The 15,640-nt window shown below is 73.2% G+C and carries 15 protein-coding genes; all 15 read left to right on the top strand.

Annotated features, from left to right (window positions below; translation table 11 throughout):
• Nucleotides 1-7 precede the first annotated feature (7 nt).
• The 15 genes from murG to M3673_RS02040 all read left to right on the top strand — a co-directional run bounded on the left by murG (nucleotide 8) and on the right by M3673_RS02040 (nucleotide 15,555).
• A complete protein-coding gene (gene murG, locus M3673_RS02110) occupies nucleotides 8-1,108 on the top strand; it encodes an undecaprenyldiphospho-muramoylpentapeptide beta-N-acetylglucosaminyltransferase (RefSeq protein ID WP_193664668.1) in 1,101 nt (366 codons plus the stop codon).
• Nucleotides 1,105-2,547, top strand: coding sequence for a UDP-N-acetylmuramate--L-alanine ligase (murC, locus tag M3673_RS02105; RefSeq protein WP_251531166.1), 1,443 nt, complete (start codon nucleotides 1,105-1,107; stop codon nucleotides 2,545-2,547). Before murG ends, murC begins: the two co-directional genes overlap by 4 nt.
• The gene (locus tag M3673_RS02100) at nucleotides 2,544-3,293 is read left to right on the top strand and encodes a cell division protein FtsQ/DivIB (protein ID WP_193664664.1); all 750 of its coding nucleotides are present in this window, start codon (nucleotides 2,544-2,546) and stop codon (nucleotides 3,291-3,293) included. The genes murC and M3673_RS02100 overlap by 4 nt, the downstream gene beginning before the upstream one ends.
• Before the next feature lie 290 nt (nucleotides 3,294-3,583).
• Nucleotides 3,584-4,900, top strand: a complete 1,317-nt coding sequence (gene ftsZ, locus M3673_RS02095; RefSeq protein ID WP_251531164.1) for a cell division protein FtsZ — start codon at nucleotides 3,584-3,586, stop codon at nucleotides 4,898-4,900.
• Between the two features lie 11 nt (nucleotides 4,901-4,911).
• A complete protein-coding gene (gene pgeF, locus M3673_RS02090) occupies nucleotides 4,912-5,643 on the top strand; it encodes a peptidoglycan editing factor PgeF (RefSeq protein WP_251531159.1) in 732 nt (243 codons plus the stop codon).
• Entirely contained in the window at nucleotides 5,640-6,401 is a 762-nt protein-coding gene (locus tag M3673_RS02085) for a YggS family pyridoxal phosphate-dependent enzyme (RefSeq protein WP_308196078.1), read from the top strand. The genes pgeF and M3673_RS02085 overlap by 4 nt, the downstream gene beginning before the upstream one ends.
• Before the next feature lie 74 nt (nucleotides 6,402-6,475).
• Entirely contained in the window at nucleotides 6,476-6,985 is a 510-nt protein-coding gene (locus M3673_RS02080) for a cell division protein SepF (RefSeq protein WP_056904516.1), read from the top strand.
• 52 nt (nucleotides 6,986-7,037) lie between these two features.
• The gene (locus tag M3673_RS02075) at nucleotides 7,038-7,334 is read left to right on the top strand and encodes a YggT family protein (protein ID WP_056862511.1); all 297 of its coding nucleotides are present in this window, start codon (nucleotides 7,038-7,040) and stop codon (nucleotides 7,332-7,334) included.
• Nucleotides 7,335-7,494: 160 nt separating this feature from the next.
• Entirely contained in the window at nucleotides 7,495-8,298 is an 804-nt protein-coding gene (locus tag M3673_RS02070; RefSeq protein ID WP_193664656.1) for a DivIVA domain-containing protein, read from the top strand.
• 213 nt (nucleotides 8,299-8,511) lie between these two features.
• Complete coding sequence (locus M3673_RS02065; protein ID WP_056862512.1) at nucleotides 8,512-8,952, top strand: TraR/DksA family transcriptional regulator; 441 nt, start codon at nucleotides 8,512-8,514, stop codon at nucleotides 8,950-8,952.
• Nucleotides 8,925-9,563: a signal peptidase II gene (lspA, locus tag M3673_RS02060; protein ID WP_251531157.1), complete on the top strand. Its 639-nt coding sequence runs from the start codon at nucleotides 8,925-8,927 to the stop codon at nucleotides 9,561-9,563. The genes M3673_RS02065 and lspA overlap by 28 nt, the downstream gene beginning before the upstream one ends.
• Entirely contained in the window at nucleotides 9,560-10,498 is a 939-nt protein-coding gene (locus M3673_RS02055) for an RluA family pseudouridine synthase (RefSeq protein ID WP_056862513.1), read from the top strand. Before lspA ends, M3673_RS02055 begins: the two co-directional genes overlap by 4 nt.
• The gene (locus tag M3673_RS02050; RefSeq protein WP_193664650.1) at nucleotides 10,485-11,213 is read left to right on the top strand and encodes a GNAT family N-acetyltransferase; all 729 of its coding nucleotides are present in this window, start codon (nucleotides 10,485-10,487) and stop codon (nucleotides 11,211-11,213) included. Before M3673_RS02055 ends, M3673_RS02050 begins: the two co-directional genes overlap by 14 nt.
• A 191-nt stretch (nucleotides 11,214-11,404) precedes the next feature.
• Nucleotides 11,405-14,956, top strand: a complete 3,552-nt coding sequence (gene dnaE / locus M3673_RS02045) for a DNA polymerase III subunit alpha (protein ID WP_251531155.1) — start codon at nucleotides 11,405-11,407, stop codon at nucleotides 14,954-14,956.
• Nucleotides 14,941-15,555 carry a hypothetical protein gene (locus M3673_RS02040; RefSeq protein ID WP_251531153.1) on the top strand — a complete coding sequence of 205 codons (615 nt, stop codon included), beginning with the start codon at nucleotides 14,941-14,943 and terminating at the stop codon, nucleotides 15,553-15,555. Before dnaE ends, M3673_RS02040 begins: the two co-directional genes overlap by 16 nt.
• The last annotated feature ends 85 nt before the right edge of the window (nucleotides 15,556-15,640 follow it).

Below are 15,640 nucleotides of genomic sequence, written 5' to 3'. Positions count from 1 at the left end.
GGTCCGGATGCGCGTACTCCTCGCCGGCGGTGGCACCGCCGGTCACACCTCGCCCCTGCTCGCCACCGCCGACGCCCTGCGCCGGCTCGACCCCGCCACCGAGGTGACCTGTCTCGGCACCCCCCGCGGGCTCGAGACCCGGGTCGTGCCCGAGGCCGGCTACCCCCTCGAGCTGGTGCCGCCGGTGCCGCTGCCTCGGCGCCCCGGCGCCGACCTGCTGCGGGTGCCGGGCCGCCTGCGCGGCGCGGTCACCGAGACCCTCGCCGTGCTCGACCGCGTCCGCCCCGACGTCGTCGTGGGCTACGGCGGCTACGTCTCGGTGCCGGCCTACCTCGCCGCCCGGCGTCGTCGCCTCCCGATCGCGCTGCACGAGCAGAACGCGCTGCCCGGCGTCGCCAACCGTCTCGGCGCCCGCCTCGCCGCGCGCGTGGCCGTGAGCTTCCCCGACACCCCGCTGCGCGGCGCCGAGTACGTCGGCCTGCCGATCCGCCGCATGATCTCCCAGCTCGACCGGGCCGCCAGTCGCGCCGAGGCCTGCGCAGCCTTCGGTCTCGACCCCGCTCGGCCGACCCTGCTGGTGACCGGGGGGTCGCAGGGTGCGACCCGCCTCAACCAGGCCGTCTCCGCCGCGGCGCCCGCCCTCGCGGCCGCCGGCGTGCAGGTGCTGCACGTGCAGGGCAAGCACGGCGGGGCCGACCCGGCCGCGGCGGGCTCCTCCTACGTCATCGTCGACTACGTCGACCGCATGGACCTCGCCTATGCCGCCGCCGACCTCGTGCTCTGCCGTGCGGGGGCCAACAGCGTCGTGGAGGCGGCCGCCACCGGCCTGCCCGCCATCCTCGTGCCGCTGCCGATCGGCAACGGCGAGCAGGCGCAGAACGCGCGGCCCGTGGTCGACGCCGGGGGCGCGCTCCTGGTCGACGACGCCGACGTCACCCCCGACTGGGTCGCGGCGACCGTGCCGGGCCTGGCCACCGACGCACCCCGGCTGCAGCGGATGAGCGCGGCGGCCGTGGCCCTCGTGCCCCGCGACGCCGACGAGCGCCTGGCGCGCCTGGTGCTCGAGCTGGGTGCGACGCGCCGCGACCGCACGGGGGGTGCTCGATGAGGGTGCCCGTGCCGTCCACCCTCCTGCCCGCCGACCGGCTCGGCCGGGTCCACCTCGTCGGGATCGGCGGTGCCGGGCTCTCCGGGATCGCGCGCATCCTCCTCGCCCGCGGCATCACCGTGTCGGGCAGCGACGGCACCGACTCCCCGACGCTGCAGCGGCTGCGCGAGCTGGGAGCCACGGTCCATGTCGGCCACGCCGCCGGCCAGCTCGGCGACGCCGACACCGTGGTCGTCTCGACCGCCGTGCGCGAGGACAACCCCGAGGTCGTGGCCGCGCAGGAGCGCGGGCTGCGGCTGCTGCCGCGCTCGGCCGCGCTGGCCGCGGTCATGGCCGGGCGTCGCGTCGTGGCCGTCGCCGGCACCCACGGCAAGACCACCACCACCTCGCTGCTCACGGTCGCCCTCCAGGCGGCCGGCGCCGACCCGACGTACGCCGTCGGGGGCGACCTCGCCCAGACCGGCACCAACGCCGCCGAGGGCGCGGGCGACCTCTTCGTCGCCGAGGCCGACGAGAGCGACGGCGCCTTCCTGGTCTACGAGCCCACCGTCGCGGTCGTCACCAACGTCGAGGCCGACCACCTCGACAACTGGGGCACCGAGGAGGCCTACGCCGCCGCCTTCGAGGAGTTCGTCGGTCGCATCCGCCCCGGCGGCCTCCTGGTGGCCTGCGTCGACGACGACGGCGCGGCCGCCCTGCGCGCGGTCGCGGCCTCGCGCGACCTCGCCTTCGTGGGCGTCGGCGAGGGCGAGGGCGCCGACCTGCGCGCCGTCGACGTCGTCTTCGCCGGCACCACCTCCTCCTTCACCGTCGTCGACGGCGGGGTCGAGCTGGGTCGGGTCACCCTGCAGATCCCCGGTCGCCACTACGTGCTCGACGCCCTGGCGGCGCTCGGCGCGGCGCTGCGCCTGGGCCACGACTTCGAGGCCCTCAAGCGGGGCCTGGAGTCCTTCGGCGGCACCCGGCGCCGCATGGAGCGCAAGGGCGAGGCCGCCGGGGTGCGGGTCTACGACTCCTACGCCCACCACCCCGTCGAGATCGCCGGCGACCTCCAGGCGGCCCGCTCGGTGGCGGGGGAGGGGCGCGTCGTCGTGGCCTTCCAGCCCCACCTGGTCTCGCGCACGCGCATCTTCGGCGTCGCCATGGGCCAGGCGCTCGGCGCCGCCGACGAGGTCGTCGTGCTCGACGTCTACCTGGCCCGCGAGGACGCCGACCCCGAGGTGACCGGCGCGCTGGTCGCCGACGCGGTGCCGCTGCCCGACGACCGGGTGGCCTTCGTGCCCGACCTCGCCGACGCCCCGGCCGCCCTCGTCGACCGGGCCCGCGCGGGCGATCTCGTGCTGACCCTCGGCGCCGGCACCGTGACCACCGTGGGCCCGCGCGTGCTCGACCTGCTCGAGCAGCGCGCCGACGGGGTCGAGGCGGGGCCCCGGCCGTGAGCGACCCGGTCGACCCGCGGACCCGGCGCACCCGTCGCCGCTTCGTGCGGCGTCGCTGGGCCCGGCGCTGGTCGACGCTGCGCTACGTCGTCGTGGGCCTCGTGCTGCTCGCGCTCGGAGCCGCTGCGGTGTGGACCGTGTGGTTCTCCGCGCTGCTCGACGTCGAGGACGTCGAGGTCACCGGCGTCGGGCCGCTGGCCGCAGACCAGGTGCGGGCGGCCGCGCAGGTGCCCGACGGCGAGCCGCTGGCGCGGGTCGACCTCGCCGCCGTGCGCGCCCGCGTCGAGTCGCTCTCCCAGGTGGCCTCCGCCGACGTCACCCGGTCGTGGCCCGACGCGGTGACGATCTCGGTCGAGGAGCGGGTGGCCGTGGCCGTGGTCGAGCTCGGCGGCACGCTGCGCGGCCTCGACGCCGAGGGCGTGGCCTTCCGCACCTACACCGCCGCACCGCAGGGTCTCCCGCGCGTCGAGAGCCAGGTCGACACCACCGCGGAGGCGCTGCGCGAGGCGGCCCAGGTCGTCGCCGCGCTGCCGGAGGACCTCGCGGGTCGGCTCGACCACGTGGAGGTCGAGACCGTCGACCGGATCGTCCTGGCGCTGCGCGACGGCCGCACCGTGGCGTGGGGGAGCGCCGACGAGTCCGCGCGCAAGGCCGAGGTGCTGACCGTGCTGCTGTCGCAGCCCGGCACGGCGTACGACGTGAGCGTGCCGGGCCGTCCGACCGTGAGCGGTCCCGCGGTCGGCTGACCGGGCCTCCTCCGGATCGTCGAGGACGCGCCGGGCGTGTCTGCGCGATCCGGCGTCTCCGTGTGTCTACTGTCGTCGTCACGGCGAGGTTGACATAACTATAACCCTCAGGTTGAGGGTCAGAGTTGAGGCCCGTCGCTTCCCCGCAGCACCATCCGGCACGACCCCCCAGCAGCACCCCCCATCAGCACAGCAGCACCAACGCCGCCCGTCCCGGTGCGGCGCCCCAGACCACCCGTGCGCGACGCACGGACCCAGCACCACCACCGATCAGCGAGAGGCGAGCCGCCGTGGCAGCAGCACAGAACTACCTGGCCATCATCAAGGTCGTGGGCATCGGCGGAGGCGGTGTCAACGCCGTCAACCGGATGATCGAGGTGGGGCTCAAGGGAGTCGAGTTCATCGCGATCAACACCGACGCCCAGGCCCTCCTCATGAGCGACGCCGACGTCAAGCTCGACATCGGCCGCGAGCTCACCCGCGGCCTCGGCGCCGGCGCCAACCCCGAGGTCGGCGGCCAGGCCGCCGAGGACCACGCCGACGAGATCGAGGAGGTCATCAAGGGCGCCGACATGGTCTTCGTGACCGCCGGCGAGGGTGGCGGCACCGGCACGGGCGGCGCTCCCGTCGTGGCCCGCATCGCCCGCTCGCTGGGCGCGCTGACCATCGGCGTGGTCACCCGGCCGTTCGCCTTCGAGGGCCGCCGCCGCGCCAACTCCGCCGAGGAGGGCATCGCGCAGCTGCGCGAGGAGGTCGACACCCTCATCGTCATCCCCAACGACCGGCTGCTCTCGATCAGCGACCGCAACGTGTCGGTGCTCGACGCCTTCAAGCAGGCCGACCAGGTGCTGCTCCAGGGTGTCTCGGGCATCACCGACCTCATCACCACCCCCGGCCTGATCAACCTCGACTTCGCCGACGTGAAGTCGGTCATGGCCAACGCCGGCTCCGCCCTCATGGGCATCGGCTCGGCCCGGGGCGAGGACCGCTCCGTCGCCGCCGCCGAGATGGCCGTCTCCAGCCCCCTGCTCGAGGCCTCCATCGACGGCGCCCACGGCGTGCTGCTCTCGATCGCCGGCGGCTCCGACCTCGGCCTGTTCGAGATCAACGAGGCCGCCGCGCTCGTCGCCGAGGCGGTGCACCCCGAGGCCAACATCATCTTCGGTGCCACCATCGACGACGCCCTCGGTGACGAGGTGCGCGTGACGGTCATCGCCGCCGGCTTCGACGGCGGCACGCCCAAGCGGCGCGACGAGGGCACGGTCCTGCGCCGCGAGCCCAAGGCCGAGCCGGCCCAGGAGGCCCGCCAGGCGTCCCCGGCGCCGTCGCTGCGTCGCGGCGAGGAGCGAGAGCCCGTCCCCGCGGGCGCGCGGCAGAGCTTCGGCCAGCCGGCGCCCCAGGGCGGCCAGCCCGGCCAGGCTCCGCAGCAGCCGCCGCGCCAGGCGCCGCAGCAGGCCCCGCACCAGGGTGGCCAGCAAGGCGGTCAGCAGGGTGGCCAGTCCGGTCCCACGGGCCCGGCGCCGACCCAGCCGCCCGCCCCGCGGCCGGCGCCGCGGCAGGTGCAGTTCGACGACGACGAGCTCGACGTGCCCGACTTCCTGAAGTAGGTCCTGCCCCGGTGTACGCCTTCCGCACCACCACCGGCCCCGCCGACTCGCTCGTGGACCTCGCGTTCACCGACCGTGTCGGCGGGGTCAGTGCTGCTCCCTTCGCCGAGCTCAACCTCGCCGTCGAGGGCGACGACGACCCCGCGTCGCGACAGCGGAACCTCGAGCTGCTCCTCGCCGACTTCGCGCCGGGCGACCGGGTCGCCGACCTGCTCCAGGTGCACGGCCGCGAGGTCGTCACCGTCGGTGACCACCCCGCCGCCGAGCGTCCGCACGCCGACGCCCTGGTCACCGACCGCCCCGGCGTGGTGCTCGTGGTCCGGGCCGCCGACTGCGTGCCGGTGCTCCTCGCCGACCCGGTGGCCGGTGTCGTCGGCGCGGCCCACGCCGGCCGACCGGGCCTGGTCGCCGGGGTGGTGCCCGCCGCGGTGTCGCGCATGCGGGAGCTCGGGGCGCGGCGGATCGAGGCCTGGGTCGGACCGCACGTCTGCGGTGGGTGCTACGAGGTGCCCGAGCAGATGCGCGAGGAGGTCGCGGCCGTCGTGCCGGAGAGCCGCGCCACGACCACCTGGGGCACGCCGGCGCTCGACGTCGGCGCCGGGGTGGTCGCCCAGCTGCGCGGCGAGGACGTCGTCGCGCACGACGTCTCCCGCTGCACCCGCGAGTCGCCCGACCTCTTCTCCTACCGTCGCGACGGTAGGAGAGCCGGGCGGCTGGCCGGCGTCGTACGGCGGCGCGCGTGAGCGCCCACGGCACCGCTCCCGGCGACCCGCACCGGCCCACGGGCGGCTCCGTCGCCCCGGCGGAGCGCGCCGCGGAGCTGACGGCCGCCCTCGGGCGTGCCCGCGAGCGGCTCGCCGACGCGTGCGTGGCGGCGGGGCGCGCACGCGACGACGTCGACCTGGTGGTCGTCACCAAGTTCTTCCCCGCCTCCGACGTGCGCGTCCTGGCCGGGCTCGGCGTCACCGACGTGGGGGAGAACCGGCACCAGGAGGCCGAGGCCAAGGCCGCAGAGCTGGCCGACCTCGACCTGTCGTGGCACTTCATCGGCGGTCTGCAGAGCAACAAGGCCTCGGCGGTCGCGGCGTACTCCGCCGTCGTGGAGTCGGTCGACCGTCCCAAGCTCGTCGGTCCCCTCGACCGGGGCGCCGAGCGGCGTGGGCGACCCCTCGACGTGCTGGTGCAGGTCAGCCTGGACCCGCCCGGGGCCGAGGGGCGCGCCGGCGTCGGACCCGAGGCGCTCCTGGCCCTCGCCGACCGCGTGGCGCAGGCCGAGCACCTGCGCCTGCGGGGCCTGATGGCCGTGGCGCCGCCGGCCGAGGACCCCGCCGTCGCCTTCGAGCGGCTGGCCCGCCTGCGCGAGCGGCTGCTCGCCCAGCACCCCGCGGCGACCGTGCTGTCCGCCGGCATGAGCGGCGACCTCGAGCAGGCGGTGGCGGCCGGCGCGACACACGTGCGGCTCGGCTCCGCGGTGCTCGGTTCGAGGCCCACGGTCCAGTAGGGTCCGACTACAACGTTGAGCGCCGATCGCCCCACCCGGGGACGACGGCGCAGGAGTTCCGGAGGACGACTGTCATGAGCGGCGCGATGCGCAGGATCGGCGAGTACCTCGGCCTGCTCGAGGACACCGGCCGGTACGACGACGAGTACGACGGCGACGACACCACCCGTGAGACCCAGGCGGTCCCGGCCCAGCGTCAGCCCGCCCCGGCGGCGCCCCGTCAGCCCGCGGCGCGAGCCGCGTCCGTGTCCGACCTCGCCGAGCGCCGCCGTCCGGCCGCCGGCCCCACCGGAGTGGTAGCCGAATTGTCCCGCATCACGACCCTGCACCCGAGCACCTACAACGAGGCCCGCACCGTCGGGGAGAACTTCCGCGAGGGCGTGCCGGTGATCATGAACCTCTCGGAGATGGACGACGCCGACGCCAAGCGTCTCGTCGACTTCGCCGCCGGCCTGGTGTTTGCCACCCGTGGCACGATCGAGCGCGTCACCAACAAGGTGTTCCTGCTCTCCCCGCCCAACGTCACGGTCGCCGCCGAGGACAAGGAGCGGATCGCCGAGGGCGGTTTCTTCAACCAGAGCTGAGGCCCGTCGTCACGACGAGCCCGGTCCGGCCCCGACAGGAGCTATCACCGACGTGCAGATCGCCGGTTGGATCATCCACTGGATCCTGTTCTTCTTCATCGCGCTCATGTGGGTGCGCTTCATCGTGGACTGGGTGCAGGTCTTCGCGCGCTCCTGGAGTCCGCGCGGACCGCTGCTGCTGGTCCTCGAGGCGGTCTACTCGGTCACCGACCCGCCCATCCAGTTCCTGCGCCGCTTCATCCCGCCGCTGCGTCTGGGGAGCATCGCGCTCGACCTGAGCTTCCTGCTCGTCCTGGTCATCGCGTGGGTGCTGCTCAACGTCAACGACGCCGTCTTCAACATCGCCTGAGCGCCCTCCGGGGCCCCGGCCGCCCACCGGGACCCGCCTGTCCCACCTGTCCCACGACAGGCGCTATTGTTCCCCGAGAAGTTCGCAGCACGACCTCGCGCACCCGCGCGCGGCACGTCTGGGATCCACTTGAACACCACGACTGAGAATGGGTGAGGTCATGCCACTGACGCCTGAGGACGTGAGCAACAAGCGCTTTACTCCCGTCCGGCTGCGCGAGGGCTACGACATGGGGGAGGTCGACCAGTTCCTCGACGAGGTGGAGGCCGAGCTCGCGAGGCTCACCAAGGAGAACGAGGACCTCCGCGCCAAGCTCGCCTCCGCCCAGTCGGGATCGGGCCCGTCGGGATCGGGTCAGGCCGGCTCGTCGTCGGGTCAGTCCGCCCCGGCGACCACCGCGCCGTCCACGCCCGAGCCGGTCACGCAGCCCGTGCCGGTCGCGAAGCCCGAGCCGACGCCGGCCCCCGTGGCCGCACCGGCCGCCCCCGCCGCCGCGACCCCCACGGAGACGATCCGCGTCGAGACGGTGCCGCAGGCCTCCAACGCCGCGGCGCGCCTGCTGGAGATCGCCACCCGCAACGCCGACGAGCTCGTCGACGAGGCCAAGAACGACGCCGACAAGATCGTGGGCGAGGCCCGCACCAAGGCCGAGCGTCTCGAGGCCGAGTCGAAGTCGAAGGCCGACCGCATGGAGTCCGACGCGCGCACCCGCGCCTCGATGCTCGACTCCGAGACCGCCGAGCGTCGCCAGCAGATGTTCGGCGACCTGGAGCGCGAGCGCGACAAGCTCAGCAGCGAGGTCGAGAACCTCCGCTCGTTCGAGCGCGAGTACCGCTCGCGCCTGAAGAGCTACTTCACCCAGCAGCTGGAGGCGCTGCAGAACGGCGCCGAGAGCGCCGCTCCGACCGAGGAGGCCCCGGCCCCCAAGCGTCTGCGCTCCATCCTGGGCGACGAGGAGTCCTGAGCGACTGCTCCACCCGGCTCGATCCGGCGCGGCCGGTCCCCTCGGGGGCCGGCCGCGCCGTCGTCTCCGCGGGCCCGTGACGGAGGGGCCCTGGTCGGTTCACCACCGACTGGCTACCCTCCTGCTCACCGTCCTCACCCCTCTCCCGCCCCCCGGACCTCCCTGCTCCGTCCACCCCCGGCGCTGCGGCGCCCCCGCTCGAAGGCTGTGCCCGTGACCAAGGCAGCACCCACCAAGAAGGCCGCCACCGCGGCCCAGGCCCAGGACCTCGTCGTCAAGGAGGGCGAGTCCGACTGGACCGCCGCCGAGCTCGACGAGGTCGTCGCCGAGCTGCACGAGCAGCACGACCACATCGCCCAGGTGATCGCCGACCAGGAGCAGGAGCTCTCGGGGCTCATGCGCGACTCCGGCGACGGGGCCGGGCAGGACCAGGCCGACGTCGGGGCGAGCAGCTTCGAGCGCGACCACGAGCTCACCGTGCTCAACAACGAGCGCGACAAGCTGGCCCAGATCGAGCGGGCCCTGGCGCGCATCGACGACGGCACCTACGGCGTCTGCGAGTCCTGCGGAGAGCCGATCGGCAAGAATCGGCTGATGGCATTTCCGCGTGCCACACTGTGCATGACATGCAAGCAGCGCGAGGAACGGCGATAGACCCCGAGACCACCGCAGCCCCCGCCGGGCGCTCCCGGGCGCGGGTGTGGGCGCTGTTCGCGACGATCGCCGCCACCGCGTACGCCGTGGACCTGGTCACCAAGGTGATGGCCCTCGACCGTCTCGAGGGCCAGCCCGACGTGCCCGTCGTCGGGGACCTGCTCACGCTGACGCTGGTCAAGAACCCGGGCGCCGCCTTCAGCACCGGCACCCAGTTCACCGTGGCGCTGAGCTGCATCGCGATCGCCGCCACCGTGGTCGTGCTCGTGCTGAGCCTGCGGGTGCGCTCCCGGCTGTGGGCCGTGGCGCTGGGCCTGCTGCTCGCGGGTGTGACCGGCAACCTCACCGACCGGCTCTTCCGCGATCCCGGGCCGATGCGGGGCCACGTCATCGACTTCCTGATGCTGCCCAACTGGCCGGTCTTCAACGTGGCCGACGTCTGCATCAACGTCGCCGCCGGCCTCATCCTCGTGCAGGCCTTCCGCGGTGTCCGCCTCGACGGCACCCGCGACCGCGACCACGAGCCCGACGACCGGTCCGGCGACCGGCCTGGTGACCGGCCTGACGACGCAGCCACGGCGAGCGGCCCGACCGCGGGGGACCAGCGATGAGCCAGACCTCCGAGCACCGCAGCCTCAGCGTGCCCGAGAGCCTCGCGGGGGAGCGGGTCGACGCCGCCCTGGCCCGCATGTTCGGGCTCTCGCGCACCCGTGCGGCCGACCTGATCGCGCAGGGCCTGGTGCAGGTCGACGGCGCCGGCGTCGGCAAGAGCGACCGGGTGCTGCCGGGCTCGCTGCTCGACGTGGAGATCCCGACCCTGACCGACCCGCTGACGGTGACCCCCGAGATCGTCGAGGGGATCAAGATCGTCCACGACGACGAGTCCATCGTGGTGATCGACAAGCCGGTCGGCGTCGCCGTCCACCCCTCGCCAGGCTGGACCGGCCCCACGGTCGTCGGCCACCTCGCGGGCGCGGGCTTCCGCATCGCCACCAGCGGCGCCTCCGAGCGCCAGGGCATCGTGCAGCGCCTCGACGTCGGCACGTCCGGCGTCATGGTCATCTGCAAGTCCGAGCACGCCTACTCGGTGCTCAAGAACGCCTTCCGCCACCGCACCGTCGACAAGACCTACCACGCGCTCGTCCAGGGCCACCCCGACCCGCTGGAGGGCACGGTCGACGCCCCGATCGGTCGTCACCCCCGCTCGGACTGGAAGTTCGCCGTGATGGCCGACGGGCGGGCCAGCGTCACCCATTACGAGACGCTCGAGGCGCACCGCTTCGCCAGCCTGCTCGAGGTGCACCTCGAGACCGGCCGCACCCACCAGATCCGGGTGCACATGTCCGCGCTCAAGCACCCCTGCGTCGGCGACCTGACCTACGGCGCCGACCCCGTGCTGGCCAAGCGCGTGGGCCTGGAGCGGCAGTGGCTCCACGCCGTCAGGCTCGGCTTCGAGCACCCCGACACCGGTGAGCACGTCGAGTACGAGACGGAGTACCCCGCCGACCTCGCCCACGCCCTCGAGGTCGTCCGTGACGGGTCCTGACGGACCCCCCGCGCAGCCCGACGTCCTGGTGCGTCCGGGCACGGTCGCCGACCTGGCCGAGGTGGCCGACGTGCACCTGCGCAGCCGCCGCGCGGCGCACCCCGCGATGCCCCCGGGCGCGCACCCCGACACCGAGGTGCGCAGCTGGTTCGCCACCTGGGACCTCTCCGCGCGCGAGCTGTGGGTGGCGCAGGAGGGCGGGCGCGTCGTGGCCTACGCCGCCCTGGCCGGTGACTGGCTCGACGACCTCTACGTGCTGCCCGGTGCCGCGGGTCGCGGGCTCGGCTCGCTGCTGCTGGAGACCGTGAAGGCGCAGCGGCCCGACGGCTTCTGCCTGTGGGTCTTCGAGACCAACACCGCGGCGCGGGCGTTCTACGCCCGCCACGGGCTGGTGGAGCTCGAGCGCACCGACGGCTCGGCCAACGAGGAGCGCGCCCCCGACCTGAGGGTGGCCTGGCCCGGTCGCGAGCCCCTCGTCTTCCTGCGCGGGCTCATCGACGAGGTCGACGACCAGCTCGGCGACCTGCTGGCGCGCCGTGCGGCCCTCACCGCCGCCGTGCAGCCGCACAAGGGCCACACCCGTCGCGACCCCGACCGCGAGCGCGCCATCGCCGTCGCGATGGCGCAGCGGGCACCGGCCCTCGGGGCCGAGCGCCTGCACCGCATCGTCGACGTGGTGATCACCGAGAGCCTCGACGCCGCCCGCGAGGGCTGAGCCGCCGGTGGTGCCGCCGGTGGTGCCGCCGGTGGTGTCGGCAGTGGTGTCGGCGGCGGCTGGCACGATCCCCGGAGCGGTTGACGTAGGCTGATCCCCTTCCCCCAGAAGGTCGATCGGCGCCCGTCCGAGACCGCTGCACCCTGCTTGACCGCTGCCCGATCTCGACCCGGCGAGGACTTCCACACACGATGTCGACAGGCTCCCAGGACTCCTTCGTCCACCTGCACGTGCACACCGAGTACTCCATGCTCGACGGCGCCGCCCGCCTCGGTGCGCTGGCCGACCGGGCCGCGGAGCTCGGCATGCCGGCGGTGGCGATGACCGACCACGGCAACGTCTTCGGGGCCTACGAGTTCTACTCCAAGGCCAAGGCCGCGGGGGTCAAGCCGATCATCGGCATCGAGGCCTACTTCACGCCCAACATCTCCCGCTTCGAGAAGCGCGGCGTGAACTTCTACGGCGGCGGCCCCGACGACGTCTCCAACCGCGGTGCCTACACCCACATGACGTTGCTCTCGGAGTCCACCGAGGGCATGCACAACCTCTTCCGGCTCTCCACGGGCGCGTGGCGCGACGGGTTCTTCAAGCACCCCCGCATGGACCGCGAGCTGCTCTCCCAGCACGGCAAGGGCATCATCGGCACGACCGGCTGCCCCTCCGGCGAGGTGCAGGTCCACCTGCGCCACGGCAACTACGAGGCCGCCAAGCAGGTCGCGGGCGACTTCCAGGACATCCTCGGCAAGGACAACTACTTCCTCGAGCTGATGGACCACGGCCTCGACATCGAGACCCGGGTCAAGGACGGCCTGCTGCGGCTGGGCAAGGACATGGGCATCCCACTCCTGGCCACCAACGACTCGCACTACGTGATGCGCGAGGACGCCAAGGCCCAGGAGCACCTGCTCTGCATCAACTCCGGGTCCACCATGGACATCCCCGCGGGCGACGGCCCGGGGCAGCGCTTCGCCTTCAACGGCGACGGCTACTACCTCAAGTCGGCCGCCGAGATGCGCGAGCTGTGGCGCGACTTCCCCGAGGCCTGCGACAACACGCTGCTCATCGCCGAGCGCTGCGACGTGGAGTTCACCGAGGGCAACGGCACCTACATGCCGCGCTTCCCCTGCCCGCCGGGGGAGAACGAGGACTCCTGGCTGGTCAAGGAGGTCGAGCGCGGGCTGCACGTGCGCTACCCCTCGGGCATCCCCGACGCGGTGCGCAAGCAGGCCGACTTCGAGATCGGCGTCATCACCCAGATGGGCTTCCCGGGCTACTTCCTGGTGGTCGCCGACTTCATCAACTGGGCCAAGGACAACGGCATCCGCGTCGGACCCGGCCGCGGCTCGGGCGCGGGCTCGATGGTCGCCTACGCGATGCGCATCACCGACCTCGACCCGCTCCAGCACGGCCTGATCTTCGAGCGGTTCCTCAACCCCGACCGCGTCTCGATGCCCGACTTCGACATCGACTTCGACGAGCGTCGGCGCGGCGAGGTCATCCGCTACGTCACCGACAAGTACGGCGACGACCGCGTCTCCTACATCGTCACCTACGGCACCATCAAGGCCAAGCAGGCCGTCAAGGACTCCTCGCGCATCCTGGGCTACCCCTTCGCGATGGGCGACCGGATCACCAAGGCCATGCCGGCGGCGGTCATGGGCAAGGACGTGCCGCTGCAGGAGATCTTCGACCCCGAGCACAAGCGCTACGGCGAGGGCGGGGAGTTCCGCCAGCTCTACGACGCCGACAAGGACGTCCAGCGCGTCGTCGACACCGCCATCGGCATCGAGGGCCTCAAGCGGCAGTGGGGCGTGCACGCCGCCGGGGTGATCATGTCCAGCGAGCCGCTGGTCGACGTGATCCCGCTGCTCAAGCGCCCCGCCGACGGCGCGATGATCACCCAGTTCGACTACCCCACCTGTGAGGGCCTCGGCCTGATCAAGATGGACTTCCTGGGCCTGCGCAACCTCACCGTGCTCGACGACGCGGTCAAGAACATCCAGGCCAACCGCGGCGAGACCGTGGTGCTCGAGGACCTCCCGCTCACCGACGAGGCCACCTACGCCCTGCTCCAGCGCGGCGACACCCTCGGCGTCTTCCAGCTCGACGGCGGTCCGATGCGGGCGCTGCTGCGCTCCATGCGGCCCGACACCTTCGAGGACATCTCCGCCGTCGGCGCGCTCTACCGGCCCGGCCCGATGGGCGCCGACTCCCACAACAAGTACGCCCGCCGCAAGACCGGGCGCGAGCCGGTGGAGGCGATCCACCCCGAGCTGGCCGAGCCGCTCGAGGACATCCTGGGCGAGACCTACGGCCTGATCGTCTACCAGGAGCAGGTCATGGCCATCGCGCAGAAGCTCGCGGGCTACAGCCTGGGCCAGGCCGACATCCTGCGTCGCGCGATGGGCAAGAAGAAGAAGTCGGAGCTGGACAAGCAGTTCGAGGGCTTCTCCCAGGGCATGAAGGAGCGCGGCTACAGCGCCGCCGCGGTCAAGACGCTGTGGGACATCCTGCTGCCCTTCTCCGACTACGCCTTCAACAAGGCCCACTCCGCGGCCTACGGCCTGGTGTCGTACTGGACGGCCTACCTCAAGGCCAACTACCCGGCCGAGTACATGGCCGCGCTGCTGACCTCGACCAAGGACGACAAGGACAAGTCGGCCATCTACCTCAACGAGTGCCGCCGGATGAAGATCCAGGTGCTCCCGCCCGACGTCAACGAGTCCTCCTCCAACTTCACCCCCGTCGGCACCGACATCCGCTTCGGCCTGACGGCGGTGCGCAACGTCGGCGCCAACGTCGTCGACGGCATCGTGGCGGCGCGCGAGGAGAAGGGCCGCTACGCCGACTTCAACGACTTCATGGACAAGGTGCCGGCGCTGGTGTGCAACAAGCGCGTCATCGAGTCGCTGGTCAAGGCCGGCGCCTTCGACGAGATGAAGCACCGGCGGCGCGCGCTGGTCACGATCCACGAGACCGCGGTCGACCAGTACGTCGACATCAAGCGCAACGAGGCGATCGGTCAGGACTCCCTCTTCGGCGGGCTCGACGACGACGCGGGCGGGTCCTTCGGGATCACGGTGACGGTGCCCGAGATCGACGAGTGGGACAAGATGACGCTGCTGGGCCACGAGCGCGACATGCTCGGGCTCTACGTCTCCGACCACCCGCTGCTGGGCCTGGAGCACGTGCTCACCAACTCCAGCGACTGCAGCATCGGACAGCTCATGCTCGACGAGGAGCGCTCCGACGGCTCGCCCATCACCATCAGCGGCCTGGTGACCACGGTGCAGCGCAAGATCACCAAGCGCGGCGACGCGTGGGCGATGGTCACCCTCGAGGACCTCGACGGCGCGATCGACGTGCTGCTCTTCCCCAGCGCCTACCAGCTGGCCAGCACCCTGCTCATCGAGGACGCCATCCTCACGGTCAAGGGCCGGCTGTCGAAGAGCAAGGACCAGCCCGAGATCCACGGCCAGGAGGTCTCGGTGCCCGACATCTCCGACGGCCCCTCGGGTCCGGTCGTCATCAGCATGCCCTCGACCCGCTGCACCCCGCCCGTCATCGAGCAGCTGCGCGACGTGCTCTCCACCCACCCCGGCATGACCGAGGTGCGGCTGCGGCTGATGACGCGCGAGGCGACCAAGGTGATGCGGCTCGACGACCGGCTCCGGGTCACCGCGACCCCGGCGCTCTTCGCCGACCTCAAGCAGCTGCTGGGGCCCGGGTGCCTGAGCGTCTGAACCCCGACGTCGGCGTCCGCGACGGCGGCAGCGCCGCCGACGCGCCCCGGCTGCGCGGGCGCCGCGAGTGGGGCCGGGCCGGGGTCCAGGCGCTGCTGGTGGTCGTGGTCTTCGCCCTCGCCGGCCTCGGCGCGGCCTGGCTGTGGCACCTGGTGTGGGAGCCCTCGCGGGGGCTGGCCTTCCAGGGGCGCTTCGTCGTCGTCGACCGTGACGGCTTCTACGACCTCCCGCAGCTGCGCGGGCTGTTCTCGGCCACCGGCCTGCTCGCCGTCGTCGCCTTCCCGACCGCGGTCGCGGTCGGGCTCCTCACGGCGCTGGTCCTCGACCGCCACGAGCTCGTGACGCTGGCGGCGGTCGTCGTGGGCGCTGTCGTGGCCGCCGCGCTGATGGCTTGGCTGGGCCAGCAGCTCGGCCCGCCCGACCCCGACGTGCTGGCGCGCTCGGCCGACGACCGCACCACCCTGCTCAGCGCGCTCGAGGCGCCGCGACCGGTGCCCTACCTCGTGTGGACCACCGGCGCCCTCGTAGGCCTGCTGGTGGCCTTCGTCGGGGTGGCCAAGCGGGGCGCCCGACGCGCCCCCGCCGACCCCCGCGCCTGAGCGGCGCCCTGGACCGCCTGACGGGCGGGGGAGCGACCGGTTAGGACCGGCCCCGCCGGGGTAGGTTCCCGCCCGAGCGCGGCCG

Source organism: Nocardioides sp. P86 (assembly GCF_023712465.1).
GTDB classification, from domain to species: domain Bacteria; phylum Actinomycetota; class Actinomycetes; order Propionibacteriales; family Nocardioidaceae; genus Nocardioides; species Nocardioides kribbensis.
The sequence above is the reverse complement of the archived record's forward strand: the minus strand, read 5'-3'. Positions and strand labels throughout refer to the sequence as shown.

Bases quoted from the DNA above. Each gene is read 5' to 3' on its own strand.
- murG (WP_193664668.1), top strand. From the start codon at position 8: ATGCGCGTACTCCTCGCCGGCGGTGGCACCGCCGGTCACACCTCGCCC.
- murC (WP_251531166.1), top strand. From the start codon at position 1,105: ATGAGGGTGCCCGTGCCGTCCACCCTCCTGCCCGCCGACCGGCTCGGC.
- M3673_RS02080 (WP_056904516.1), top strand. From the start codon at position 6,476: ATGAGCGGCGCGATGCGCAGGATCGGCGAGTACCTCGGCCTGCTCGAG.
- M3673_RS02070 (WP_193664656.1), top strand. From the start codon at position 7,495: ATGCCACTGACGCCTGAGGACGTGAGCAACAAGCGCTTTACTCCCGTC.
- lspA (WP_251531157.1), top strand. From the start codon at position 8,925: ATGCAAGCAGCGCGAGGAACGGCGATAGACCCCGAGACCACCGCAGCC.
- M3673_RS02055 (WP_056862513.1), top strand. From the start codon at position 9,560: ATGAGCCAGACCTCCGAGCACCGCAGCCTCAGCGTGCCCGAGAGCCTC.
- dnaE (WP_251531155.1), top strand. From the start codon at position 11,405: ATGTCGACAGGCTCCCAGGACTCCTTCGTCCACCTGCACGTGCACACC.